The organism is Streptomyces sp. NBC_00239, assembly GCF_036194065.1.
Taxonomy (GTDB): domain Bacteria; phylum Actinomycetota; class Actinomycetes; order Streptomycetales; family Streptomycetaceae; genus Streptomyces.
This window is the reverse complement of sequence record NZ_CP108095.1, coordinates 164106-188733: the sequence shown is the minus strand read 5'-3', so window position 1 is coordinate 188733 and position 24628 is coordinate 164106. Positions and strand designations below refer to the sequence as shown.

At 70.9% G+C, this 24628-nt stretch carries 20 protein-coding genes, 1 tRNA gene and 1 pseudogene; 7 read left to right on the top strand and 15 right to left on the bottom strand.

The genetic code is table 11. The features are described 5' to 3' along the window. Positions 1-20: 20 nt before the first annotated feature. Positions 21-815 carry an SDR family oxidoreductase gene (locus OG764_RS01020; protein ID WP_443056173.1) on the bottom strand — a complete coding sequence of 265 codons (795 nt, stop codon included), beginning with the start codon at positions 813-815 and terminating at the stop codon, positions 21-23. Between the two features lie 220 nt (positions 816-1035). On the opposite strand from OG764_RS01020, the pseudogene OG764_RS41635 reads away from it, so the two are divergent. From OG764_RS41635 to OG764_RS01010, 3 genes and pseudogenes are all read left to right on the top strand, one after another. Continuing rightward, positions 1036-1134, top strand: a pseudogene (locus tag OG764_RS41635) (IS481 family transposase); the annotation flags it as partial. Between the two features lie 113 nt (positions 1135-1247). Beyond that, complete coding sequence (locus OG764_RS01015) at positions 1248-4985, top strand: S8 family peptidase (RefSeq protein WP_328966430.1); 3738 nt, start codon at positions 1248-1250, stop codon at positions 4983-4985. 137 nt (positions 4986-5122) lie between these two features. Then, a complete protein-coding gene (locus OG764_RS01010) occupies positions 5123-6115 on the top strand; it encodes a helix-turn-helix domain-containing protein (protein WP_328966429.1) in 993 nt (330 codons plus the stop codon). 51 nt (positions 6116-6166) lie between these two features. Here OG764_RS01010 and OG764_RS01005 read toward each other — a convergent pair whose 3' ends face one another. Beyond that, the gene (locus tag OG764_RS01005; RefSeq protein WP_328966428.1) at positions 6167-6811 is read right to left on the bottom strand and encodes a hypothetical protein; all 645 of its coding nucleotides are present in this window, start codon (positions 6809-6811) and stop codon (positions 6167-6169) included. 411 nt (positions 6812-7222) lie between these two features. Between OG764_RS01005 and OG764_RS01000 the strand changes: the two genes are divergently transcribed. Next, positions 7223-8422, top strand: coding sequence for a S8 family peptidase (locus OG764_RS01000; protein ID WP_328966427.1), 1200 nt, complete (start codon positions 7223-7225; stop codon positions 8420-8422). 184 nt (positions 8423-8606) lie between these two features. Here OG764_RS01000 and secD read toward each other — a convergent pair whose 3' ends face one another. The 3 genes from secD to OG764_RS00985 all read right to left on the bottom strand — a co-directional run bounded on the left by secD (position 8607) and on the right by OG764_RS00985 (position 12683). After that, complete coding sequence (secD, locus tag OG764_RS00995) at positions 8607-10955, bottom strand: protein translocase subunit SecD (protein ID WP_328966426.1); 2349 nt, start codon at positions 10953-10955, stop codon at positions 8607-8609. 99 nt (positions 10956-11054) lie between these two features. After that, positions 11055-11432, bottom strand: a complete 378-nt coding sequence (locus OG764_RS00990; protein ID WP_328966425.1) for a hypothetical protein — start codon at positions 11430-11432, stop codon at positions 11055-11057. 321 nt (positions 11433-11753) lie between these two features. Continuing rightward, the gene (locus OG764_RS00985; RefSeq protein WP_328966424.1) at positions 11754-12683 is read right to left on the bottom strand and encodes an AraC family transcriptional regulator; all 930 of its coding nucleotides are present in this window, start codon (positions 12681-12683) and stop codon (positions 11754-11756) included. A 110-nt stretch (positions 12684-12793) separates the two neighbouring features. Here OG764_RS00985 and OG764_RS00980 point away from each other — a divergent pair, with 110 nt between their 5' ends. Continuing rightward, positions 12794-13474 carry an NAD(P)H oxidoreductase gene (locus OG764_RS00980; protein ID WP_328966423.1) on the top strand — a complete coding sequence of 227 codons (681 nt, stop codon included), beginning with the start codon at positions 12794-12796 and terminating at the stop codon, positions 13472-13474. 31 nt (positions 13475-13505) lie between these two features. On the opposite strand, the gene OG764_RS00975 is transcribed toward OG764_RS00980, so the two are convergent. The 5 genes from OG764_RS00975 to OG764_RS00955 form a co-directional block, all read right to left on the bottom strand. Continuing rightward, positions 13506-14729 (bottom strand): serpin family protein, encoded by a 1224-nt coding sequence (locus OG764_RS00975; protein WP_328966422.1) that lies wholly within the window; start codon positions 14727-14729, stop codon positions 13506-13508. A 195-nt stretch (positions 14730-14924) separates the two neighbouring features. Continuing rightward, positions 14925-15254, bottom strand: coding sequence for a hypothetical protein (locus OG764_RS00970; RefSeq protein ID WP_328966421.1), 330 nt, complete (start codon positions 15252-15254; stop codon positions 14925-14927). A 235-nt stretch (positions 15255-15489) separates the two neighbouring features. Further along, positions 15490-15563, bottom strand: a tRNA-Met gene (locus OG764_RS00965). Positions 15564-15662: 99 nt separating this feature from the next. Next, positions 15663-15920, bottom strand: a complete 258-nt coding sequence (locus OG764_RS00960; protein ID WP_328966420.1) for a hypothetical protein — start codon at positions 15918-15920, stop codon at positions 15663-15665. A gap of 1686 nt (positions 15921-17606) precedes the next feature. Further along, on the bottom strand, positions 17607-17918 hold the full coding sequence (locus OG764_RS00955) for a hypothetical protein (protein WP_328966419.1): 312 nt from the start codon (positions 17916-17918) through the stop codon (positions 17607-17609). Between the two features lie 1898 nt (positions 17919-19816). On the opposite strand from OG764_RS00955, the gene OG764_RS00950 reads away from it, so the two are divergent. Continuing rightward, positions 19817-20692 carry a YihY/virulence factor BrkB family protein gene (locus tag OG764_RS00950; RefSeq protein ID WP_328966418.1) on the top strand — a complete coding sequence of 292 codons (876 nt, stop codon included), beginning with the start codon at positions 19817-19819 and terminating at the stop codon, positions 20690-20692. Positions 20693-20722: 30 nt separating this feature from the next. On the opposite strand, the gene OG764_RS00945 is transcribed toward OG764_RS00950, so the two are convergent. Together OG764_RS00945 and OG764_RS00940 are read right to left on the bottom strand one after the other, a co-directional pair. After that, positions 20723-21940, bottom strand: coding sequence for a phospholipase D-like domain-containing protein (locus tag OG764_RS00945; protein WP_328966417.1), 1218 nt, complete (start codon positions 21938-21940; stop codon positions 20723-20725). 31 nt (positions 21941-21971) lie between these two features. Next, the gene (locus tag OG764_RS00940; RefSeq protein WP_328966416.1) at positions 21972-22301 is read right to left on the bottom strand and encodes a hypothetical protein; all 330 of its coding nucleotides are present in this window, start codon (positions 22299-22301) and stop codon (positions 21972-21974) included. Between the two features lie 40 nt (positions 22302-22341). On the opposite strand from OG764_RS00940, the gene OG764_RS00935 reads away from it, so the two are divergent. Beyond that, positions 22342-22608 carry a hypothetical protein gene (locus OG764_RS00935; RefSeq protein WP_328966415.1) on the top strand — a complete coding sequence of 89 codons (267 nt, stop codon included), beginning with the start codon at positions 22342-22344 and terminating at the stop codon, positions 22606-22608. Between the two features lie 35 nt (positions 22609-22643). Here the strand turns inward: OG764_RS00935 and OG764_RS00930 are convergent, their stop codons facing one another. From OG764_RS00930 to OG764_RS00920, 3 genes are all read right to left on the bottom strand, one after another. Further along, positions 22644-23510: an NmrA family NAD(P)-binding protein gene (locus OG764_RS00930; RefSeq protein WP_328966414.1), complete on the bottom strand. Its 867-nt coding sequence runs from the start codon at positions 23508-23510 to the stop codon at positions 22644-22646. A gap of 8 nt (positions 23511-23518) precedes the next feature. Beyond that, a complete protein-coding gene (locus OG764_RS00925) occupies positions 23519-24004 on the bottom strand; it encodes a hypothetical protein (RefSeq protein ID WP_328966413.1) in 486 nt (161 codons plus the stop codon). A 97-nt stretch (positions 24005-24101) separates the two neighbouring features. Beyond that, on the bottom strand, positions 24102-24623 hold the full coding sequence (locus tag OG764_RS00920; RefSeq protein ID WP_328966412.1) for a MarR family winged helix-turn-helix transcriptional regulator: 522 nt from the start codon (positions 24621-24623) through the stop codon (positions 24102-24104). Between the last annotated feature and the right edge of the window lie 5 nt (positions 24624-24628).

Genomic DNA, 24628 nt, shown 5'->3' with positions numbered 1-24628 from the left:
GCACCGCGGGGTACGGGCGATCAGCCCCCTGTGGCGAAGCCGGGGAAGAGCGTCATTCCACCGTCGACGTAGAGCGTGGCGCCCACGACGTAGTCGAAAAGGTCGGAGGCCACGGCGACCACGGCGTTGGCGATGTCGTCGGGATCGCCCACCCGGCGGTACGGGATGAGCCGCAGGAGGTCGGCCTCGGCCTCCGGGGTCGACCAGGCGTCGCGGTTGATCGGTGTGCGGATCGCGCCCGGCGCGATCGCGTTCACCCGGATCCGGTGGGGGGCCAGTTCCTGGGCGAGCGTCTGCATCAGCATGCCCACACCGCCCTTGGCGGAGGCGTAGTTCACATGTCCCGCCCACGGGATGATCTGGTGGACCGAGCTCATGCAGACGATCTTCCCGGCGGAACGGGACACCTCTTCCACCACACCGCGTCGCATGAACTCCTTGGTGGCCTCCCGCGCACAGAGGAACTGGCCGGTCAGATTGACGTCGATGACCTTCTGCCACTGGGCGAGCGACATCTCCGTCACGTTCGCGTCCCGCTGGAGGCCCGCGTTGGCCACCATGATGTCGATGGTGCCGAACTCCTCGACCATCCGGTCCAGCATGGCGACCACTTGGCCCTCGTCGGACACGTCGGCCTCGTGGGCGTAGGCGCGCACCCCGAAAGCCTTGATTTTCGCCACGACCTTCTCCGCCTCGTCCGCGCCGACGACGTAGTTCACAACGACGTCCGCTCCGGCCCGGCCCAGAGCGACGGCGGTCGCCAGCCCGATGCCCGAGTTGGCGCCGGTCACCAGCGCCTTCTGGCCCGCCAGCAGTTGCACGGTCCCACGGTTGTCGGCACCAGTTGCCACGATCTCTCCTTCGGAGGCTCCATGATCGGGCCAACCAGGGGAGCCCGCCCCCGGCCCGAAGCACGATGGCCCGGTCGGCACGGCAACCGCCCTCGCCCGCCCACGACGCGACGAAAGCACCCTCACCTCGGCCACGCCCCACGGCACGCGAGCGGCCCCGCCATTTGGCCGGTCATGTCGCTCCGGCGGCCTAGTCGTGTCCCTCGGCCGGGCCGAAGGCCGCCGCAACATGACCGGTGCCGGCTGGGCCTACCACCACACCGCCCTCGGTGGCGGGGGGCGAAAGTGAGACTTGTCCAGGATTCGGGAGTCGTGCGGATGGCAAGTCCTCGCCATGGCAAGGACTTGCCTCCAGCGGGCATTCACCTGGGCGCCACCGGCCGATAGACCCATGGCATGTCCTTCCTCTCATTCTCATCCGCCTTGCGCCGCAGGCGCTGGCAGTTGGTCTCGGCCGCTACCGCGGTGCCCCTGCTGGCGTCGGGACTCGCGGTTCTGCAAGCGCCCGCACAAGCCGCTCCGAGCAAGCCCGCCGTCCCCGCCAAGCCCTCGGCCACCCACAAGGTCACCCTGGTCACCGGCGACGTGGTCACGGTCAGCACGATGGCCGATGGCAAGCAGACCGCCGATATCGACCGGCCGGACAACGCCGTCGGCGGCGTAAAGATCCAGGAAGTCGACGGCGACCTGTTCGTCATCCCGGACGAGGCGGCGCCGCTGCTGGGCAAGGACAGACTGGACCGGCGGCTGTTCAACGTCAGTGACCTGATCGAGATGGGCTACGACGACGCGAAGTCGGCCGCGGTGCCGCTGATCGCGACGTACGCCGCCCAGGCCGGAACCCGCTCGGCGACCCCGCCGGCGGCCCCCCGGGGCAGCAGGGTCACCCGCAAGCTCAACAGCATCCGCGGCGCCGCGCTCAGCACCGACAAGCGGCAGGCCCGCGCCTTCTGGACCGGCGTCGCCCCGCACGGCAGCGCGACGCTGGGCGGGGGCGTTGCGAAGCTGTGGCTCGACGGTCGGGTCAAGGCCGCGCTGAAGGAGAGCGTGCCGCTGATCGGCGCCCCCGAGGCCTGGGCCGCCGGATACACCGGCAAGGGCGTCAAGGTCGCGGTGCTCGACACCGGCATCGACGTCAACCATCCCGATTTCGCCGGCCTGATCGACGGCACGGTCAGCTTCGTGCCCGATGAGGGCGTCACCGACGTCAACGGGCACGGGACGCACGTGGCGGGCACGATCGTCGGCTCGGGCACCGCCTCCGGGGGCGACAACCAGGGTGTCGCCCCGGGCGCCGACCTGTATGTCGGCAAGGTACTCGGCGGTGCCGAAGGTTCGGGCCAGGACTCCTGGGTCATGGCCGGCATGCAGTGGGCGGCCGAGTCCGGGGCGGACGTCGTCAACATGAGCCTCGGCAACTCCTACCCGACGGACGGCAGCGACCCGATGTCGCAGGCGGTCGACGCGCTGTCCGCGCAGTACGGCACGCTGTTCGTCATAGCCGCCGGCAACGCGGGGCCGGAGTCCATCTCCGCCCCGGGCGCGGCCGCGTCGGCGCTGACCGTGGCCGCCACGGACAAGCAGGACCGCCTCGCGTCCTTCTCCAGCACCGGCCCGCTGGCGTACTCGGGCGGCATGAAGCCGGACATCGCAGCGCCGGGCGTGAACATCACGGCCGCCCGCTCGCAGCAGATGACGGACGGCGCAGAGGGTCTCTACCGCACCCTCAGCGGCACCTCGATGGCCACACCGCACGTCGTCGGAGCGGCGGCGATGCTGGCCCAGCAGCACCCGGACTGGACCGGCAAGCAGCTCAAGGAACACCTGATGAGCACCGCGAAGGGTCTCGACGGCGGGTACTCGCCGTACGAGGTCGGCGCCGGCCGGCTCGACGTCGCCGCAGCGGTGGGCACCACCGTCCACAGCGCCGGCTCGCTCTTCTTCGGTGACTACAGGTGGCCGCACGAGCCGAGCGACGTCGCCGTCACCAAGGACCTGACCTTCACGAACTCCGGTACCGCCGACGTCAGGCTGCGACTGGCCCTGACCGACGCCGGCGAGCCGTTCACGCTGGGAGCCACCACGGTGACCGTCCCGGCGGGCGGCACCGCGACCGTCCCCGTGACCGGTGACCCGCGCAACGCCCCGCCAGGACGGCACGTCGGCTACGTGACCGCCACCGACGCGGCCACCGGCGAGCCGGTGACCCGTACCGCCGTGGCGTTCGTCAAGGAGGCCGAGCGCTACGACCTGAACATCAAGCTGGTCGGCCGGGACGGCAAGCCCGCCGCCGGAATGGTCGGGATCAACCTGGCGGGCGACAGCTGGCCGTGGAACGTCTACGTCGACGGATCGACCACCATGCGCATGGCACCCGGCACGTACACCGTCGCCGCGTACCTCGACGTGGCCGGAGAGAAGGCCGACCGCTCGGGCCTGGCCGTGCTGGTAGACCCGGAAACCGTGCTGGCGGACGGCCCCGCGGACGTGGTGCTCGATGCGAGCAAGGCACGCCTGCTGCAGACCGAGGCGCCGCAGCGCACTGAAGACCGCCAGCGCAAGGTCGACTTCAACGTCCACTACAAGGGCTTCGACCCGTACATGGACTACCGCAGCGCGTACGTGGTTCCGCCGTCGTACGACGACGTGTACCTCTCCCCGACGCAGGCGATGGAGCAGGGCGACTTCATGCTGGTCACCCGCTGGCGCAAGGGCGAGCCGCTGCTCGGCCTGAGCACGCCCGGCGACCGGCTGCGCTTCGAGACGCTGGTGCAGGCGGGCAGCGCCCTGGGCACCGCCACGGACCGGCTGCAGACCGTCTACGCGGGCAACGGCGCGGCAGCCGCCTACGGGAAGGTCAAGGCAAAGGGCAGGATCGTCGTCGTCGAGCGCAGTGACGAGGTCTCCCCGCAGGAGCGCTCCGACGTCGCGGCCGCGGCCGGTGCGAAGGCGCTGATCGTCGTCAACGACGGGGCGGGCGCCCTCATGGAGTACGTCGGCCCGGCGGCCATACCGGTCGCCTCCGTGCACCGGGACGCGGGCCGGGCCCTCGTCGCGTTGGCCAAGGCCGGAACCTCGAAGCTGACCCTCACACAGACCGAGCACACCCCGTTCGTCTACGACCTGACGCGTGACTACCCCGGCCGGGTGCCGGACCGGCCGCTGGTCTACAAGCCCGCCAAGGACGCGCTCGCCCGTATCGACGCCCGCTACTACTCGGCCACCGAAGGCAAGGCGGCCGAAGGCTACCGGTCGGACTTCACCCTCAGCCCGTCGTTCAACTTCCCGGACGTGGAGCGGCACCCGGGCACCCGCACGGAATGGGTGACCCCGGGTCAGGTCTGGCGGGAGTTCCACACCCAGGGCGTCGACGGAAGCCTGCCGTGGACGATGGTGTCCGGCGACAACACGTACGCGAAGGGCAGCGCCACCCGCCTGGACTGGTTCGCTCCGGCGACCCGGCCCGGCCAGAGCGAGTCCTTCGGCGTGTACAACTCGCGGTGGGGCAACTTCATGACGTGGAACGTGCAGGCGTGGGCCTCGGCCAGCGACACCATGCGCCTGGGCGGCTACCTGCCCTGGGGCGAGACGCCGTCCCACCTCCAGGTCTTCCAGGGCGGCACGCTGATCCACGACAACCCGCAGAGCGGGGACATGCAGTGGGTGGAGGTACCGGCCGGCAACCTGCCCTACCGCACCGTCCTCGACGTGGAGCGCCCCGGCGACGTCTTCCGGCTGTCGACGCGCACCCACACCGAGTGGACGTTCATGTCCGACACCGTCGACTCGGACCGCTTCGAGCCGTTCTCGGTGCTGAACCTCGACTACAAACTGGACTCGGACCTGCACGGTGACATCAAGGCCAACGCGACCCGGCAGATCGCGCTCAAGCCCGTCTCGCTGAACCTCGGCCCCGTGCCGGGCACCGTGAAGACCGTAAAGCTGGACGTCTCGTACGACGACGGCGCAGGCTGGCAGAAGGTGACCCTGACCAAGGGCGCCGACGGCTACTGGAAGGGGTCGTTCAGGACGGCCAGGAAGCCCGGCGGCTTCCTCTCGCTCCGCGCGAGCGCCGAGACCGGCAACGGCTTCAGCGTCAAGAACGAAATCATCCGGGCATACGGCCTGCGATGAACCACCTTGGCGGGCCCCGGGGAGGCGACTGCCCGGGGCCCATCCCCCCATACCTGCTCCCACCAGGGACTATTCAGGGTCTGCCGCCATGGCGCATACTCTCTCCGCTGCGACAAGCGAAAGAGAGTCGGTCGCCGATGCTGGATGTCCTGGGCCTGGAACCCGATGACGAGTGCGTCTACCGGGCGCTGCTCGGACTGCCGAACTCCACCGCGCTGCCGCTGTCGGATCTGCTCGGTCTCCCGCACGCCCATGTCGACAAGGCGCTGTCCCGCCTGCTCGGGTGGGGACTGGTGACCAGGTCGGCGGATGATCAGTTCACCGCGGCGCCGCCGGCCATGGCGCTGGGCGCGCTCATCAGCCAGCGCCGGGACGGGCTGCGCATGGCCGAGCAGGCACTGGTGACCTTCGCGGAGGAACACCGGGCGGCGACGGCCGCGAGCAGCATCAGCGATCTGATCGAGGTCGTCACGGGTGTCGACGCCATCCGCCACCGCTTCCTGCAGGTGCAGCAGGCGGCCCGTACCCAGGTCCGCAGCTTCATCACCGCGCCCTTCGTCGCGTTGCCGCCCGAGGAGAACACGGCCGAACCCGTGGCCATCGGCCGGGGTGTGCAGTTCCGGGCGGTCCTGGACCGGGACGTCCTGGCGGAGCCGGGCATCATCGACGATGCGATTCGGTCCTTGCGCAACGGGGTGGAACTGCGGGTGGCCGACCCGCTGCCGATGAAACTCGTGCTGGCCGACGCCGACCTCGGCCTCGTCCCGCTCGCGGTCACACCGTCCGGCGAGCCCGGCGCCGTGCTGCTGCACCGCAGCGGCCTGTTGAGTGCGCTGGACGCGTTGTTCGAGACGGTGTGGCACTCCGCCCACCCCCTCGAACTGTCGGGAGCGGGCGAAGAGTCCGAAGCCGCCGTCGAGCTCGGGGCGGACGGCCCGACCGCCCTCGACCGGAAGATCCTCGCGCTCCTGTTGGCCGGCCTGACCGATTCGACGGCCGCGGCACAGCTCGGCCTCTCACCACGCACGCTCCACCGACGCCTGCGCCACCTCATGGACCTGGCCGGAGTCCGCACCCGGATGCAGCTCGGCGGCCACGCAGTCCGACACGGCTGGGCCCAACCCCACTGACCACCTCCCGGCATCCCGCGGGTGCTTGCGGGCCCGCAGGTGTGCGGAGAGCTAGGGGCAGGCCTCATCGGTCTTGACCACGGTGAAGGTCAACGGCTGTCCTTTGAGAGCCCCGCCGCTCTCAGGGTCCTGGGTGCACACCTTCCAGTTCGACTCCTGAAAGACCATGCGACTGCCCAGCGCGTCCTTTACGGTGATGCTCGCGTTGGAGGGCAGGGCGCTTCGGACGGCCTTCATGCCCCGGCCCACGAAGTTCGGCATGGTGTTCCCCGCGGGTTTCGGGGGCCGCACCTCAGCCGTAGGGCACGTCTCTTCGAGCTTGACCGTGCCGAAGTCGACGGCCGTGTCGGTGTCCATGCTCCTGCCGCCGACAGGCGTCTGCGAGCACACCTTCCAGTTCCGGTCAAAGGCCTGGACTCGATCGCGTCCGAGCGCGTCGTGCGATTTCAGCCGGTAGAACCCGGCAGCCTGCGCCGCGTCTTGCGCCGCCTGGAGGCCCATGCCGACGAAGTCGGGGAGCGTTGCAGCCTTGGCGTCAGCCCCGCTGCGCGCGGGCGCGGGCGCCGACGGAGCGGACGGCGCAGGGCTCTTGCCGCCCCCGGGCTTGTCCGAGGCGGGGGAGCCCTGCGGGTCGCAGGCGGTGACGGCGAGGGCGGCAACTACCGCGAGCAGGGCTGCGGTGTGGTGTGTGCGCATCGCGCCATATTCGCCGGAATGCAGCAGCTGTGTGGGCGTTGTGACCGGTCTGTGATCCGCGAAGGCCCGCGTGGACGACCCGCGAAGGCACGCGTGGACGAAGGACGGGGGCCGGGGCGCTCACGATCCTCGTCGTCGGGGAGGCCGTCGACGGCATCGAAGCGGTGGAGCGAGCACGGCAGTTGCGGCCGGACGTCAGACGCCGAGCCGCAAGCACGCGAATGGGGCCGTTGTGTGGGGGAGTTGATGCGATCGCGTGTGCGAAGTGGTGAGGGCGTGGAGGGCCTTTTAAGAAACCTTGTTGAATAAGTCGCCGGCCCCGGTTCGCTCTTGATTTGCTCCTGTCAATCGGAACAGGGTTCATCAGAACGCTTTGACGCCCCACACGTCACACCGAGGAGCCACCTCTCCATGACAACTCACAAGCGATCCAACGGCCTTCGCAACGCGGCCATAGGCGCCGGCGCTGCAACGGCAATCGCAGCGGCCTTCTTCGCGAGCCCCTTTGCGGGGGCGGCCACACCGGCCGAAGGGACCGTGCACGGACTCGGCGCCCCGGGCGCCGTGGACGGCAGTTTCGTCGTCATCCTCGACGCATCCGCGAACAAGGAGGACCTGGCAAAGAAGTACGGAGGCACACTGCAGCGCTCCTACAGGTCCGCAGTCAACGGGTTCTCCGCCTCCGGTCTGACGGTGACGGAGGCCAAGCGGCTCGCAGCAGACCCCGCCGTCGGCGAGGTCGTGCAGAACAAGCGCTTCAGCATCAACGAGACGCAGGAGAAGCCTCCGTCCTGGGGCCTGGACCGGATCGATCAGGCAGACACGGTCGGCGACGAGAAGTACACCTACCCCGACAGCGGCGGCGAGGGGGTGACCGCGTACGTCATCGACACCGGAGTCAGGGTCTCGCACCAGGACTTCGCAGGACGCGCCGAGCACGGCTTCGACGCGATCGACAACGACGACACCGCCGACGACGGCAACGGCCACGGCACGCATGTGGCGGGCACCATCGCAGGCACCACCCACGGCGTGGCCAAGAAGGCCAAGATCGTTGCGGTGCGGGTCCTGGACGACAACGGCTCCGGCACCACGGAGCAGGTCGTGGCGGGCATCGACTGGGTGACGCAGAACCACTCCGGCCCGTCGGTCGCCAACATGAGCCTGGGCGGCGGCGTGGACGAGGCGCTCGACGCGGCCGTCCAGCGCGCCATCGCCTCCGGCGTGTCCTTCGCCGTGGCCGCCGGCAACGACTCCGCCGATGCCGGGCAGGGCTCGCCCTCCCGGGTGTCGGAAGCCCTCACCGTCGCCTCCAGCACCAGGGACGACCAACAGTCGCACTTCTCGAACTTCGGCTCGGTGGTGGACCTCTACGCTCCCGGCTCGGACATCACCTCGGCGTGGAACGACAGCGACACCGGCACCAAGACGATCTCCGGCACGTCGATGGCCGCCCCGCACGTCGCGGGCGCCGCAGCCCTCTACCTGGCGGGCCACCCGTCGGCGACACCCGCCGACACGGCCGCCGCGCTGACCGGGGCAGCGACAGCGGACGCCATCAAGAACCCGTCTTCCGGCACCGCGAACAAGCTGCTGAACGTGAAGCCGTAAAGACCGCGGAGTAGAGGAAGCGGCACTGCTCGCCTGAAGCGGCCCCCACCCGGTGGGGGCCGCTTCAGGCGTGCGGTCCGCGGCATGCCCGGCCTCGCGGACGACTGCGTGACGGCGGTCGTCCCACGGCGACCGCTGGCGCCCTCTGGAGGCCGCCCTCGGCCTCAGGACCGTCCTCGCCGGCTCAGACGACCGCCCCCGTCCTCCTCTCCTTCGTCCTCCGTGCCTCCAACGGGCCGTACCCGTCAGGGACTTCCTTCGTGGCGAGGCGGTCCCGTGCCGGTGGTGGTGTCGGGTTGCGGTGTTCCAGGGCGATCGCGATCGGGACCGCGGTGAAGATGGTCGAGGCGATGCCGACCAGGACGCCCGCGATCAGCGCCACGGAGAAGTCCGCCAGCGAGTCGCCGCCCAGTACCGCCAGTGCGGTCAGGATGAACAGGGCTCCCATGCCCGTGTTCACCGTGCGCGGGAGTGTCTGGACCACCGCGTGGTTGGCCGTCTTCTCCAGGTTGCCCAGTGGGTCTCGGCGGCGCGCTTCGCGGACGCGGTCGAAGACGACCACCGTGTCGTTCACGGAGTAGCCGATCACCGTGAGCAGCGCCGCCAGGAAGACGCTGTCCACCGGCCTGCCCAGCCAGGCGAACAGGCCCACCACGAGCAGGACGTCGTGGACCATCGCGGAGACCGCCGCTGCCGCCAGGGTCCAGCGGAACCGCACGCTGAGGTAGATCAGCTGGGCGGCCACCGCGATGCCCAGGGCCAGGAGCGCCTTCTGGCGCAGTTCGCTGCCGAGGCTCGGGCCGATCTGTTCGTCACGCTCCACCGTGACGGTTCCGCCGGGCTTCTCCAAGGCCGCCTTGACGCGCTGCTGTTCGTCGTCGGTGAGCTTCTCCGTGCGTACGGTGATGTCGCCGTCGCCGGACTCCTGCACCACCGCGCGCGGGAACCCCGCCTCGGACACGGCGTTCCGGGCCGTGTCCGCGTCGACGGACCTGCTGGTGCTGTACTCGACGAGGCGGCCGCCGGTGAACTCCACGCCGAAGTCCAGGCCGCGGATGAAGATTCCTGCGACGGCCACCGCCACCAGGAGCGCGCTCGCGCCGAGCCGGCGGCGACGGTGGCGGACCAGGTTCGGGTTGCGGCGGGACAGCCATGTGCGGACCCTGCCCGTCGAGGCGATGCCCGTCAGACCGGGGCGCTTGCGTACGAAGCTGCGGGCGACGGCGAAGTCCGCGAGCGCGCGGGTGATCACGAGCGCCGTGAGCATCGACGCCAGGACGCCGATGCACAGGGTGACCCCGAAGCCCTTGACCGGGCCCGTGGCGAAGAAGAACAGCAGTCCCGCGGCGAGCAGCGTCGTCACGTTCGAGTCGATCACCGCGCTCCACGCCTTGGCGAAGCCGCTCTTCACCGGCTTCGCCAAGTCCTTGGAACGGACGCCCAGGTACTCCTCCCTGGCCCGTTCGAAGACCAGGACGTTCGCGTCCATCGCCATGCCGATCGCCAGGACGAACCCGGCGAGCCCCGGCAGCGTGAGCGTCGCGCCGAGCGCCACCAGTGCGGCGTACGAGATGAGGCCGTACAGGGCGAGGGCCAAGGCGGCGAGCGCGCCGAGGAGCCGGTAGACGACGGTGATGAACAGTGCGGTCAGGGCGATGCCGATGAGCGCGGCCTTGGTGCTCGCCTCGATTGCGTCGGCGCCGAGCGTCGGGCCGACCGTGCGCTGCTCCAGGACGTCGAGGGGCACCGGCAGCGCGCCGCCCTTCACGAGCGCCGCCAGCTCGCGCGCCTCGGCCCGGCCGAAGCCGCCGCTGATCTGCGTGGAGCCGCCGGTGATACCGGTCCCGCACACCACGTTCGCGTTGACGCCGGGCGCCGAGATGATCTGGTTGTCGAGGGCGATGACGACGCGGCGTTCCGGAGCGCCCTGAGGTGCGCAGGCCGCGTCCGAGGTGATCTTCGCCCAGGTGTCGCCCGCGCTCTTGCGGAAGTCGAGGGAGACCATCCAGCCGCCCGGCGACTGCTGGTCCAGGACCGCCTCGGCGTCCTCGACGCCCTCGCCGGTGAGGGCGGTGGGGCCCAGCTTCAGGTGGTTGCCCGGCTGGTCCGGGTCGGGCAGGGTGCGCGATCCGTCGGCCTCGGGCTTCGCGGAGCCCTTGTCGGCCGTCGCCCCCGTCACCGGGTGGACCGTGAGCTGTGCGGTGCGGCCGATGACCTCGGCGGCCTTGCGGGGGTCCTGCACTCCGGGCAGTTCGACGATGATCCGTTTCTCGCCGGAGCGGGCGATGCCGGGTTCGGAGACGCCGAGGGCGTCCACGCGCTGCCTGAGGACCTCCAGAGCGCGGTCGGTGGATGCGGCGTCGGCCTTGACGGTGGGTGAGTCCCGGGTCTCCAGGACGATCTGGGTGCCGCCGCGCAGATCGAGGCCGAGGCGGGCGGATTGGGTGAGGGCGATGTAGAGGGACAGCGCGACGGCCGCCAGTGCGACGATCGCCCTCCACAAGGGTGGGCGGGACAAGGGTGCGCGAGACATGCGTACTCCACGATGAGGGCAGGACGGAGGGACGCGTGACCGGCCCCGCGCGGTGTGTGCCGGGTCGCAAGGGTCAGGCGTCGATGACGGTCTGCGTGCTCATCGGTGGGGCGGGCCGCGCGGGGCGGCGGACTCGGCCGGCCCGCGCGGCGGCGCGAGTGCGGTGGCGGGGCCCGTGCCGGGCCCGCCCAGGGCGCGGCTCGGGGCCGCGTCGACGGCCGTACGCGCGGGGCCCGCAGGCTGCGGGCCGGGGATGTGGGCGTCAGGTCGGTTCGTGACCGCGACATGCAGCGCCGGGACGTCGTCCGGTCCGGCCCCTTGTCCGGCGTGCCCCGCCACCGTGTGGTGGGCGAGCGGCCTGCCGGCGGGCATGAGCATGCCCTGCGCCCCGGCCACCGGGACGAACAGCGTGAGGACGGTGACGACGAGGGTCAGCGCGGACGCGGCCAGGCGCGCGGAGCGGCTCCGTTGCAGCACGCGTCCCCCCGTCGCCTCGGTGCTCGTCGGGTGCGCACGGTGTGGCCCCGCCCTGGTCAACGTACGGGGCGCCCCGGTCCGTTCCGTATTCCTCGGCGGTTCTTCGGAAGCCGAAGAACTTCGGCAACAGCGCGAATCCCAGCCGGTTCGCCGCCCCCGACTTGCTCCGAAGTTCGTCGCGTCGACAGCCGTCTCACCCAATTCGACCGCCGGCCGCCCTGCTGCATCGGCTCGTCGACGCCCGAACTCCGGCACGACGTCTCGGTGTCGTGCCGCGGTCCGGAGCGTGCGGCCCGTGTCCTTGCGGCCGCGTGCCGTGACTCACGCCGCCGTGGTGCGGAACGTGCTGGGGCTGAGGCCCTTGTGGCGTTTGAAGGCGGTGCTGAAGCCGAAGGCGTCGGCGTAGCCGACGGTCTTGGCGATCTGGGCGATGCTGAGGTCGGTGTCGGCCAGGAGAGCCTCGGCGTCGTCCATGCGGCACTCGGTGAGGTAGGTGAGGGGTGGACGGCCCATCAGCTCGGTGAAGCGCCGGGCGAACAGTGCCCGGGAGACGCCGGCTTGAGCGGCCAGCGACGCGACCGTCCAGCTCTCGGCGGGCCGTCCGTGGAAGGCGTGCAGGGCGGGGGAGAGGACCGGGTCGGCGAGGCCGCGGTACCAGCCGGGGGCGTCGGCGCCCGCCCGGTCGAACCAGGTGCGCAGCGTGCAGACCAGAGCCCAGTCGAGGAGCCGGTCCATCAGCGCCTGCGAACCGGCGGAGAGCCGGGCGGCGTCGGCGGCGGAGTTCTCCAGCCAGGCGCAGACCTCGGCGTCCTCGGCGATGACCAGGACGGGCGGCAGGGCGCGCAGGAGCCGTTCGTGGCGGTGCCCCGAGGCGCGGTAGGCGCCCACGATCAGCGCGGTCGCTCCCTCCGGGCCGGTGCCCCAGTGGATGCCGTCGAGTTCCTGGCCGGTGCACGCGGCGTCCGCGGTGAAGCAGTTGATCTCGTACGCGGTGTGGGGGCGGTGGACAGTGGCAGGCTCGTCCGCGAGACGGAACCGTGCGGGGCCCCGGACGATGGCCGTGTCGCCCGCGCCGATCGCCCGCTCGGTGCCGTCGGACAGCAGCAGCGTGCCGCCACCGCGCAGCACGCTGACCATGGTGAGCGGAGCGGCGTCGGCGAAGGTGATGCTCCAGGGCGCCGTCAGGACGGCATGGCTGACGACCGAGCCCTCGGCCCGGATGCCGCTCAGCAGTGAACTCAGAGGATCCACAGCGCAATCGTAGACGATCTCCTATGTCCTGGAGAGTTTCTCCCATGGATCATCTACGGTGCCGCGGTTGTACTGGACTCACTGCACAGATCGAGCCCTCGGGAGACACCGTGCCGCAGCACAGCAGTGACACCAGGACAGCCCTCGTGGTCGTCGCGCACCACCGCAGCGATTCCCTCACCGCCCACACCGCCCGCCGCACGGCCGCCCGGCTCGAGGCCGCCGGATACCGCATCGACCTGCTCGACCTGCACGCCGAGGGGTTCGACCCGCGGATGAACGTGGAGGACCAGCCGGACTGGGGCAACCGGGAGAAGCCGTACTCGGACGAGACGCACGCCCACATGCGGCGGATCCTCGACGCCGATGTCGTCGTCGCCGTCTTCCCGGTGTACTGGCAGAGCGTGCCCGCCGTCCTCAAGGGATGGATCGACCGCGTATGGAACTACGGCTTCGCCTACGGCCGCAGCAAGCCCCGCCTGGCGGGCAAGCGCATGCTGTGGCTGGCCCTGGCCGGCGCCACCGCCGACGACCCCATCGCGGAGTCGATGCAGTCCGTCCTCGAATCCAACCTGAGCGACGGCATCGCCTACTACTGCGGCTTCTCCCGCTCCACCGTAGGCCTGCTCCTGGACGCGGAGGAGCGACCGCAGCGCGTCGACGCCGAGGGCAATCTGCTGGTCGGCGAAGCGGTCGCCGGCGCCGAGCGGGAGGCGCAGTACACCGATTTCGACCGTCGGGCACGGAAGTTCGTGGACGAGTTCCTCGCGGACGAACTCGTCGCTGCCTGACGGCCTCCGGATCGGTGCGTTGATCGACCGGTCAGAAGTCGTCCTCGTCGTCCGGGTCGAAGCCCCAGGCGTCGCTCGGACACGGCAGCGGTTCGTCGGCCCAGCCGGCTGCCAGGACGAGGCGGGAGGTGCGGTGGACGGCGAGGAAGCCGAAGGGGCGCTGGAACGAGGCGTGGATGCGGCGGGTCCGGTACCGGATGCGGGCGGTGCCGCAGCCCACGGCCATCCCCAGCGCGGTGACGGCCGACGCCTCGAATCCTTCGGCGTCGAACCGGGCGACGGCGGCCTGGTGGGCCGAGCCGACCGCCAAGGGGACGCTGCCGATTCCGGGGAAGTGGCCGGAGCGGACGTCCGCGGCCGTCTCCAGGCCGAACAGCCGGGCCTGCTCCAGCAGGTCGTGGGTGCCGGTGACGGAGAAGGCGACCGTCTCGACGTCCAGGCGGGGTTCGCGGTCGAGCGACAGTTGCGTGCCGATCGTCAGCCCCGGGCCGGGTGAACCGTCGGGCAGGGCGTAACCGTCGACCGTGGGGACGACGCGTGTCACGGCGTCGATGCCGCCGCTCACCACGTCACCGGGCCGGGCGCCGGGTTCGCCCAGGACGAGGTGGACGTCGACTCCGGTGGTGCCGACGACTTCCAGCAGGGTGAGCGGGCCGCAGGCCGCCTCGGCCACCCGGACCCGGTCGAGGAGGGAGCTGCCGCGGTAGAGCCCGAAGGCATCGCGTCCGGCCCACGGCCCCTCGGTGAGGTCGGCCGGTACCGCCCTGAACGGCCTGATCCACTTCGTCCGCAGGCCGAAGGCCGAGGCCAGGACCATGGGCGGGTCCGCGTCGAGGGGCACCGGCATGTGGTCGACCCGGCCGTCTGTCTGCCGCTCGGCCCAGCCGTCGAGCGCCTTGCGGTCGGCGTCGGCGTCACCGGTGAGCACCCCGTGCGTCCCGTGGGGCAGTCGGTCGGCCCACGCCTCCTCCAGTGGCAGTTCCCGGCTCGTCCACAGCCCGGTCGCCGCGGCGAGACCGCGGACCGTGTTCAGGCCGGCGAGGAGTTCCCGGGCCGCATCGGCCGCGTCTGCCGCCGGGAGGCCCACGGCTTCGGCGAGTTCACCGCGGGCCGGGCCGCCCGCGCCATCCGCGAGGAACGCGAGCAGCGGCCACACTCCGGCGGCCGTCAGCACAGTGCCCTGCGCTCCGGTCACCACGGCCCCGGCCCAGTGCTTCGTCAGCCGGTTGACCGCGCGTACCGTTACGTCTCTCATTCCGGGGAGGGTACGCAACGACGGACGAACAAGCATCCGGATTGGTCGCGGGCACGGCGCTCGCCCTACGCCGGGAGGGCACGGAGGCAACTCCCGGCGTCGCGCCGTCAGTCCAGACCACTCAGCGTAGCCGGCCGCGCAGGGTAACGGGTTCGGCGCGGGGGCGGCCGAGGGCGGTGCGGTTGGGTGTGCGGGTCACGGGCGGCCGCCCTTGAGCGCGTTGAGGGCGGCGAGCAGGCGCCCGGCGTGGCCGGGCGGGATCAGGAGGGCGGTGGCGGCGGCGAGGGTGGTCAGGAGCGCGTGGACGGGGTGCTCCAGGACGGCGAGGACGGCCACCGCGGTGATGACGATGGCGGCCTCGGCCGCGCCGAGGAGCCGGTACGGCAGCGGGGCGCCGGCGGGAGCGGGCGGGTCGGTCGCCTCCGGGGCTGACGCGGGGACGGGCGGGGGAGTGGACATGGTGGCGCCTCGCCTCCGTACGGAGACGATCACCGGATCGGCCTTCTTCTCGACCGGCTCAAGCACGTGGCGGATCCTCCCGACCTGATACGCCTTCGCCTCCGGCTGTACGGCGCGGTCTGACAGCACGGTCGGTGGGCGCCCGACGCCGTCGGCGGCCGCACCTGAGCTGCCGACGGCCGGCTAAGGCGGCGAAGGCGCGGGGCCCGGTCGAAGCCGCTGACCGCGCCGCCCCACCTGAGATGCTCGAGGGAACGACGGAAGGGCCCGGATCCTTGAGGATCCGGGCCCTTCCGGGCAGTAGCGGGGACAGGATTTGAACCTGCGAACTCTGGGTTATGAGCCCAGCGAGCTACCGAGCTGCTCCACCCCGCGTCGGTGAACCCCACCCTACGGCACCGCGGGGCCGGTCCGTGACCAGCCGCGGACGCGGGCGGCGCTCCCCGGCGGCCAGGGCGCGCACGGGAGCTTCTTTCACCGTCGGCGCCTCAGAGCCTCGGCACCTGCCGCGACTACTTCGGCGAGCCGGTTGGCGAAATCCGCGTTGCACCCCCCGAGGTGGACGAAGCCGTGGCCGGCTACCGGCCCGTCATTACCCAGGGAGGGAAGGGTCAGGTCTGCGAGCGCGAGCGCCGCTTTGAGGTTGGTGACAGCGTCTTCACCAGCCTGGTAGGCGGCGTCCTGGAGCCGCTTGTACTGGATTCGCTCGGCGAAGGTCAATTCGTACGGCATGGTGCCGACCTCTCGTGATGGACGTGGATTTGAGGCGCCGGAGCGCGTGGTGCAGGGGGCCGCAGCGGGGTGGGTGGGCCTTTCGGCCGGGGTGCGGTCCTTTCCGCGCGATGCCCGTGGCTGCCGCGGCGCTGGTCACCTGGGCGGCACGTACACCGGGGTGCCGCCGGCGCAGGTCTCACTGCCGGGGGCGAGGCATGACCATCCCTTCGGCACGTCGCTTGGGTGTGCAGCAGCGACCGGACGCCCGGGGGGCGCGGGGATGGGTAGCCCCGTCGGGCCGAGTCTGCGAACGGCCCGTGACTATCGCTTTCGATCTTCGTTTCAAAGGTGCAGGACGAGCGCCCCTTTGACGTGTGGGAAGGATCGGGTTGGCCAGGGAGTTAGCGGCTGCTATCGCCTTCGCCCCGGGCCGTCGTCGCCCATGGGATGCCCCGGGCTCCCGCGTCGTGGTCCGACAGTGCCGCTTGCACTGGGACGCCCGCACAGGATCCTTGCTCCCCGGCTTGGACGGCGGACCGATCCCTCCGAGGCCAAGAATGTCGGCAAGCCGACCCACCCGGCCCGTGCGGAGTTGCGCCCGCTGGAGCTCCCTGACCGGTGCCGGGCAGACGATCGAGGAATCGAGAGGCGGCCCACGCCTCCCCCGTGCCACATCGATCACCACTCGGGTGCCACGGCGCTCCGCCACCTGGTACGGCAACAGTGAACGCGACCGTTCGTCCGCGCCGAGAGCCGTTGAGCCGGCCTGGGCACGTGGCGCCGTCGCTCCCGTAGAACCGTCATCTGCCGTACCCGAATCTGTGACGGGGGGACGGAGAGCGGACGGGCCCGTTGTCTGCCGTCGGGTAGTCGGGACTGACACGGCCCGGGCGCTGTCCGACCGTGGCCCTCGTCCTGAGCGGCGCGGGCGCGGGGGGCATGGGGTTGCGGTGTCGCGGCGCCACTTGGCGAGGCGGTCGGGTAAGCGTGATCTGGCGGACCAGCTGTTGGAAGCAGGCCAACGCCGCGACGGCAGGAAGGGCGGAGGCCGCTCCGGCGACGATCGTTCTGGGTGCCTGGGCCACGCACAGAAGTGTGGCCAGAGTGGAGAACAGCAGAACGATGGACCAGGAATGGAGCGCCCGGCGCTGGTGCAGGGCCGATCTGAGGATCGACAGAGAGGCCACCATCCAGGGGCCATAGATCAGCAGGGGCCACCACCTGACCACTGCGCGGGCCGTGTGGGGCCCAGCACTGTGGCGCAGAGCATCGCAGATGGCCAGACCACTGAGGATGCTGACCACAGCGGCGATGGCGGCGACCAGCGTGGCCGTGAACAAACTGCCGGTTTCGAGCAGGGTCACCACCGGCGTTTTCGACGGGCTTCGGCGGTGTCCACCGGAGGCCTCTGCCAGCGCACGCCCGGTGGGGCTGTGCATCAGCCCGGTGACGAGGCCGAGGGCGCTCGCCGTGTCACCGGTGCCGCCCACGGCCTCTCGGGAGAAGGGCTCCGGTTGCGCGGGCGCAGCGCTCTCTTGGAGAAAGCTGGAGAACTCCTCGGCCGGGTATCGCGGGGGAGGCACCTCGCCGGACCCGCCGAGCGGTTGTCCGGCGGAGAGGTGCTGTCCCGGCTCCGGCTGGCCCCAGAACGCGGAGGTCGCCGGCTGGGGGTGGGCATCCGGGATGTCCGAGTACCCGTACGGCTCATACACGGGAGCTACCACCCGGGCACTCGCCGGCAGCCGTGGCGGGCGCAGTGCTCCCCGACCGCCTGCCGAACTCGACCTGGATCACGCTCATCCTATGGAGGAACTCCTCAAAGACCGAGGACGAGTAGCTCAGATCGATTTCCATACTCTCGTGTTCAAGCCTTGCGTGGCGGTTCTCGCCCGAGTCGGCTGAGCCGGGAGTGAAAATCCACTTCCCGATCCGGATGGCCCCGGAGTGATAGAGGCCTCCCTCTCCGACTTTCTCTGCGGTCCTGCCGAAGAAGACGGGGAACTTTGCTGTTGTCATATTCCATAAACGCAGTCGATGTTGGTCCGGGTATGCGCCATCCGGGTGATGGTGGTCGACGACTGCGTGTTGACCCAGTCTTATCGGTTCTACAAGCGGACCGGTAAGTCCGGCGCGGCAACTCCTTTCGCTCCCCGCGTTCCGCGGGTCCAGAGGGCGATGAGCTGCGACCGATGCGACCCCCAGCCCAACCGGCACCCTGCACCCCGCCCGTCCATCGGTTCGACTGGCGGCATTTTACGCGCGATTCGACGCGGATGCCCCGCCGTGTGTCATGCGAGCCGGCCGGTGAAGGAGCTCAAGCGGGCGCGGTGTGTGCGCCGCCGCTGCTGCCGGTTCTTGCCGTGACCCGCCATGCGTGTCTTCCCCTGGTCGGGTGAGCCCCGTCGCCGGCTCCGTCCACAGTTCCCCAGCCCGGGCAGCCGCGTAGCCACTCCACCGCGCGGATCGTCGCAGGTCGAGGCTGCGCCCTGCCTGACTCCTGCCCAGTCGCCGACGGCAGCTGGCTGATCGTCGGTAGAAGGACCGCGTCCCAGGCTGGCGACGTGCTTCACATGACTGCAATCGGAGGACAGGGCGCAACTCTGCATATGCCAATGCGTTATGCCGGTGGTCGACGAAGCTCCGGTCCTGTGGACCCCTTGGAGCTACAGCCTTCGAAAGGACCAGTTGTGGTAGGCATCCTCCTGTGGATCGTGCTCGTCTCGGCGGTCTTGGCGACCGCTCTCGCCGCGCTGAGGTCGTCGGGGACAGGCTGCCTGTGGCGCGTTGACACCCTGGAGCTGAGACGGCAGCAACGCTTCGAGCGTGTGCTGTCCCTCCACGTGGACGCCGCCGGGATGCCCCTTCGGGAAGGCGCTTCGTTGATGCGGCCGGCGGGCACGTCTGTCGGCGTCGCCCTGGGGCCGGTTGAGCTGCCCCGGGGCCCTGTCGGACCGTGCCGCATCCCGTCATCCTCCGCGCGCGGGGCAGCTCCTTGCTTGCGGTTGACGTCACTCGCTGACGACCGACTGCAGCTCTGACGACGTGCCCGGCCTCAGTGGTGCCTGCTCGCCCAATGGGAAGGACGGCTGTCGCTGAAAAACCCCGGCAATCCACACATTGCCGGGAACGCGGAAAAGCCTGGCAGCCCTCGCATTCCAAGCGCGGCGGGCAAACCCCGGCAATCGACACATTGGGGAGGGCGCAAAAACCCCGGCAAACTGCACATTGTTGATTTGTGGCGCCGAAGATCGGGTCGCACAAAGTCGCATAAAGCGGTGGCGGAGTGTCTAATTCCTGGTTGATGCACTTCCGTATCGGGCGAGGGAAATGGCTAGGAATGCCTAAAGCGAAAGACGTATCATCGGACTATTGGAGTGATGGCCCCTCTCGAAAAGCCACTTCCAACGGAGAGGCCTGTTCCTTCCGGATCATCCCGGTGTCCGCGGCGAGAGGAGGTCCGGCATGACCTCCCGCGGGTACTCGGCCCTGCGCGGCCGATGGCCGGCGGCAACGCGAGCGGTGTGCACGGTGCGTGCGGCACTCATGCAGCTGACACGTCGCCTGGCTGAAGCAGGCGCGGCCGACGAAAGTGCCCCGCCTCCCACGAACACCATGCCGACAGCGGGGTTCCGGGACGAATACAGGGTGGGCTTCTCGCTGTCCCGGCCCCCTCCAGCGAACGACTTCAGAGAGTGTCCATGGTGTCGATCCCTTGCGAACCCGGAGGCTCCCGACGGGGCCGAGCTCACCGGGGACCGTTGACCATGGCGGGGGCGGGCGAAGGCCACGGCCCGCCCCGGCTCCGGCCCCCCGGGCCCGGGCCGCAGGGGTGGAGCGAGGTGCGACGAGGCGACCGCACCGCGAGCGGGGTCCGGACGGAGGATGAGAGCGGTGACGCCGGGCAAGAGCGCACTGTGGAATCGAACACTCTCCGCACGCACCGGAGCACCCCGGGACACCGCGCCGCCGAGCTGCCGAGGCGAGCGCGCTCCGCCCTGCGCGGCACGGCCGTACGCCTCTGGCACGACAACATCGCCGACTACGCGGCAGCCCTCACCTACTACGCGGTGCTCGCGCTGGTGCCCGCCCTGCTCGTATCGGTCTCCCTGGTGGGACTGGCCGGCGCGGGCACCCGCGAGCGCCTGATCCGCGACCTCACCTCCTACGCGCCTCCCCAGTCGGCCCAGGTGCTCCGCGAGGCCCTGAACGGCCTCACCTCGGAGCCGTCCTCCCTGTGGCTACTGCTCGTCAGCGGCGTCCTGAGCGCACTGTGGTCCGCCTCCAGCTACCTGGCGGTCTTCCGACGCGCCCTGCACACGATGCACCGGCTGCCCGACACGCGGCCGCCCCTGCGCGCGGCGCACGTCCTCGTCCTCACCGCCGCCGTGCTGCTGGCCCTGCTCGTCGCGGGCGCCGCGAGCCTCGTCGCGACCGGCCCCGTGGCCCGCCGACTCGCGGCGGCCGCCGGCTACTCGGGCACGGAGGCCATGGCCGTCCTGAGGTGGCCGGTGCTCCTGGTGATCGTCACGGCCCTGATCCTCATCCTGTACCGGTCCGGGCCCGCTCAAGCCCGCGGAACGCGCCGCGGGTTTCCGGGCGGCGCCCTGGCGGCGTTCCTGTGGCTCGGTGCCTCGGCGCTCTTCACCCTCTACACGCAGTTCGGCACCTACAGCCGCCTCTACGGATCGCTGGCGGGCGTCATCGTTTTCCTGGTGTGGCTGTGGTTCACCAACCTGGCGCTGCTCGCCGGCGCGCAGTTCAACGCCGTGCTCGCGCGGGCCGGGAAGTGATCCGGCGCAGCCCCGCCCCGCCTCCTGCCGTTACAAGTAGCGGCGGACGGGCAGTACGGCGGTCTCCCGGGCGCGCTGCAGCAGCGAGCGGCGCCTCCAGCGGTCCGGGCGGATCGGCTCGCTGGCCTTGAGGTCCTCGTCGTAGTGCGCGTCAAGGGTGGTGGTGAACTCGGCGTCCATGACGGCGAGCATCACCTCCTCGTCGTGGTCGAGGGAGCGGCGGTTGAAGTTCGTGGAGCCGATCAGCGAGACGACGCCGTCCATGGTCATGATCTTCGCGTGCATCATGGTCGGCTGGTAGTGGTGGATCCGTACGCCGCAGTCGGTCAGCGCCTCGTAGTGGTGTTGTCCCGCAAGCTGACACACCCGCTTGTCCGTGTGAGGACCGGGCAGCAGGATCTCGACCTCCACGCCCCGGCGGGCCGTGGCACAGAGCAGGTCGATGAAGTACGTGTCGGGAGCGAAGTAGGCGGTCGCCAGACGGACCCGCTCCTCGGCCGATTCGAGGATCACGCGCATCAGGGTCTGCATGTCCTGCCAGCCGAAGCTCGCCGATCCGCGGACGACCTGCACGATGGCGCTCCCGCTGGGCTCGTGGCTGACGAACCGGTCGCGCTCATCGAAGAGCTCCGTGTGGCACTCGGCCCAGTTCTGGGCGAACGCGGCGGCGATGCCGTCTACGGCGGGCCCCCGGACCTCGACGTGCGTGTCGCGCCACTCTCCGGGGTTGCGGGCGTCACCGCACCATTCCTCGGCGATGCCGACGCCGCCGGTGAAGGCCGTCTGCTCGTCGACCACGAGGACCTTGCGGTGGCAGCGGTGGTTCTGCTTGAGCGGGGAGAGGTAGAGCGGCTTGCGGAACCAGGCGACCTCGACTCCGGCCTCGCTCATCCGGTCCAGCAGCTCCCGCTCTATGAGACGGCTGCCGAAACCGTCCAGCAGCAGCCTCACCCGCACCCCCGCACGCGCCCGGTCGGCGAGCGCCTCGGCGAAACGCCGGGCGATGTCACCCCGCCAGTACACGAACGTCATCATGTCGACGGTATGGCGGGCCCCGCCGATCGCATCGAGCATCGCGGCGAAGATCTCGTCCCCGTTGCGCAGGGGCCGCAGGGCGTTGCCCTCGGTCGCCGCGATGCCGATGAGCCGCTCCAGGCGCCGGCGTATGCGACGTATGCGCTCGTCCCTCTGCCCGCTGCCGGCGGTCACAGCCGTTCCACCGCCGAGAGGCTGCTCTCCGTCGGTCATACCGGCCCTCCTCGGTCGGGTCCATTGGCGCTCAGGACCCTATCCGACGGCGCGGGGCAGCCGCGCGCCCCGCGCAGGGATCGGCGAGCGCGGCAGGAATACCGCGCGTGGCGCGGCGGAATGCCGCAGGGGCCGTCCGCGCCCGGCGACAGTGGCAGAGGCTCACGACCGGGCATGTCGGATGGACGGAGTGCGCCTCGTCCGCGCGTACGAACTCACCATCGGGTCGGTTCGCCGCGATATGCCCCAGGGTGGAAAGCAGGTCCTCGTCGGCGAAGCGCCCGGCGGTCGCGGCCAGCCCGAGGGCCTGATCGACGCTGCCGGAGCCCATGACGGTGGCGAGCTCGACGACGCGGGCCATCTTGGCGCGGATACGGACGACGCCGGCGGGTCCGGCCTCCTTGAGCCCGCGGCCGACACGGCACGTACGGCTCGCGGTCGCGGGGCCGACGCTGTACCTGCTGTTCCCCGACTCCGAGGGCGTACTGCACCTGCGTTCCTCGGACGGAGCGACCTGGTCGGCAGCGGCCCCGGTGGAGGAGTACCGCACCCTGGAGACCGCCGCCCTGGCCTGGTACGGCAACAATCTGACCGCCATCGCCATCGCCATCGCCATCGCCATCGCCATCGCCATCGCCATCGGCCGCGGCGGCGCCTGCCCGCCGTGACCCTGCCGCCGCTGATGCCGCAGACCTCGCCTCTCTCAGCGGAACACGTCGATGTGTTCCGTCAGGAAGGACTCCAGCCCGCGCGGGGCGCGTCCCAGCAGCCGGGCGACGGTGTCGGTCGGCGCCTCCGGTCGGGCGACCGCGAGCTGCTGGATCTCCACCACGTGGTCCGCCAGCCAGCCCGGCAGCCCGCGCTCGGCGCTGAGCTGGGCGCGGAGCTGCTCCGGCGGCAGGTCCAGGTAGCGGACGGGACGCCCTCGCAGTCGGCTCAGCAGCTCGGCGAGCCGGCCGAAGGAGCAGGTCTCGGCTCCGGTCAGGCTGTACGTGCCGCCGGCCAGTTCGGGCCGGGTGAGGACGGCGGCCGCCACCTCGCCGATGTCCCGGCAGTCGACGTAGTTGCACGGCGCCTCGCCCATCGCCCCCACCACCAGGCCGCCGTGGGCCACGCCCGGCCCGAGCAGCAGGAGGTTCTGCATGAACGCGTAGGGACGCAGGACCGTGGCGGTGACACCGGCCGTACGCAGCCGGGTCTCGACGGTGTGGTGGCCGCGGGCTATCACGACCGGGGAGTCCGGCTCGGCGGCCGGAGAGGAGATCTTGACGATGTGTTCGATGCCGCTGTCCAAGGCGGCTTCGATGGCGCGCAGCTCGAATTCGATCTGCCGTGGGCCGTTCTCCATGGTGAGGAAGAGCTGCCGGCCGCCGCTGAACGCGGCGCGCAGGGAAGCGGGGTCGGCCGCGTCGGCGTAATGGGCCTCGACCAGTGGGCCGGCCGCCGCGCCGAGGCGGGCGCGCAGTCGCTGCGGCTCGCGACTGAGGGCTCGACAGGGCACCGGCATCGGCATCGCCCTGTCGGCCAGGCTGCGTATCAGTGCGCCGCCGGTCGCTCCGGTGGCTCCCATGACGATGATCATAGGTTTCCCTTCAGGGGTCGAGTGGTGGACCGGCCGCGCCAGCGCCAGCCGACGATCGTGGCGGCGAGCGCCGCGGAGAGCGGCAGGTCGAAGGAGAGGCGGTCGAGCGCCGGTCCGTGGGACGACCCGGTCCAGCCAGGCCGCCAGTACTGGGCCGCGCAGGCGCAGGCGAGGGCGAGAACGGCCGCGAGGGCGGCCCCGGCCAGTGACAGCGCGGCGCGATGCGCCGGCCCGGTTGTGCGGCGGCGACCGAAGAGCTGCAGCCAGCCGCCGACCAGGAAGGCGACCACGGCCGACGTACCGGCTATCGAGGTCCCGGCGGCCCAGAGCAACTGGGTGTTCCCGCCGATGAGCGCCCCCGCACCGGCCGTCACCGCAGGCGCGACGTAGCCCATCGCGACCTCGCGCCAGAGCACGAACGGCGGCGGCCCGCCGGTCCGTTGGCCCGCCTGTTGGCTCACGTGTTGGTTCGTGTTGGTCATGCGATCCTCTCGAAAACAGGTGATTAGCCAGCTAACTATCTGGGTGGAAAAAAGGCCGCGCTGGGCGGCGAGCGCGGCTGCGTTGCTCCCTTGTGGCTTACTCCTCCACCAGTGCGCCGATGCCCTGCGCGATCCGCTCCAGCAGCTCCAGGAACGTTCCGCGCTCAGCCTCGGTGAGCCCGCCGACCATCGCTTCCAGCCGCCGGAAGTGCTCGGGCGCCATCTCCTGCAGCCGCTGCGCACCGCGCGCCGTCAGCACGACGACGGTTCCCCGACCGTCCTCCCGGGAGGAGCGGCGGGCCACCAAGCCCTCCCGCTCCAGTCCGTCCACCAGCCCGGTAACCGTGGCCCGCGATACGCCCAGCCCGGCCGCCAGGTGCGAGGGCGACTTCTCGCCCCCGCAGTCCTCAAGGTCGGCCAGCAGCCGGTAGCGGCCCGTGGAGAGGCCGAACCTGCCGAAGTGCACCTCGGCCGCCTGCCCGAGCCGAGCGCCGGTGGCCATCAGCCGGACCGCGACCAGAACGGCTTGCGGATCGGCGGTCAGCCCGTAGCTCCGGATCTGACGTGTGGCCTGATCCAGCGTCGGCTGGGCGTAGTAGCGATCGGCATCCTGAGGCATGCAAG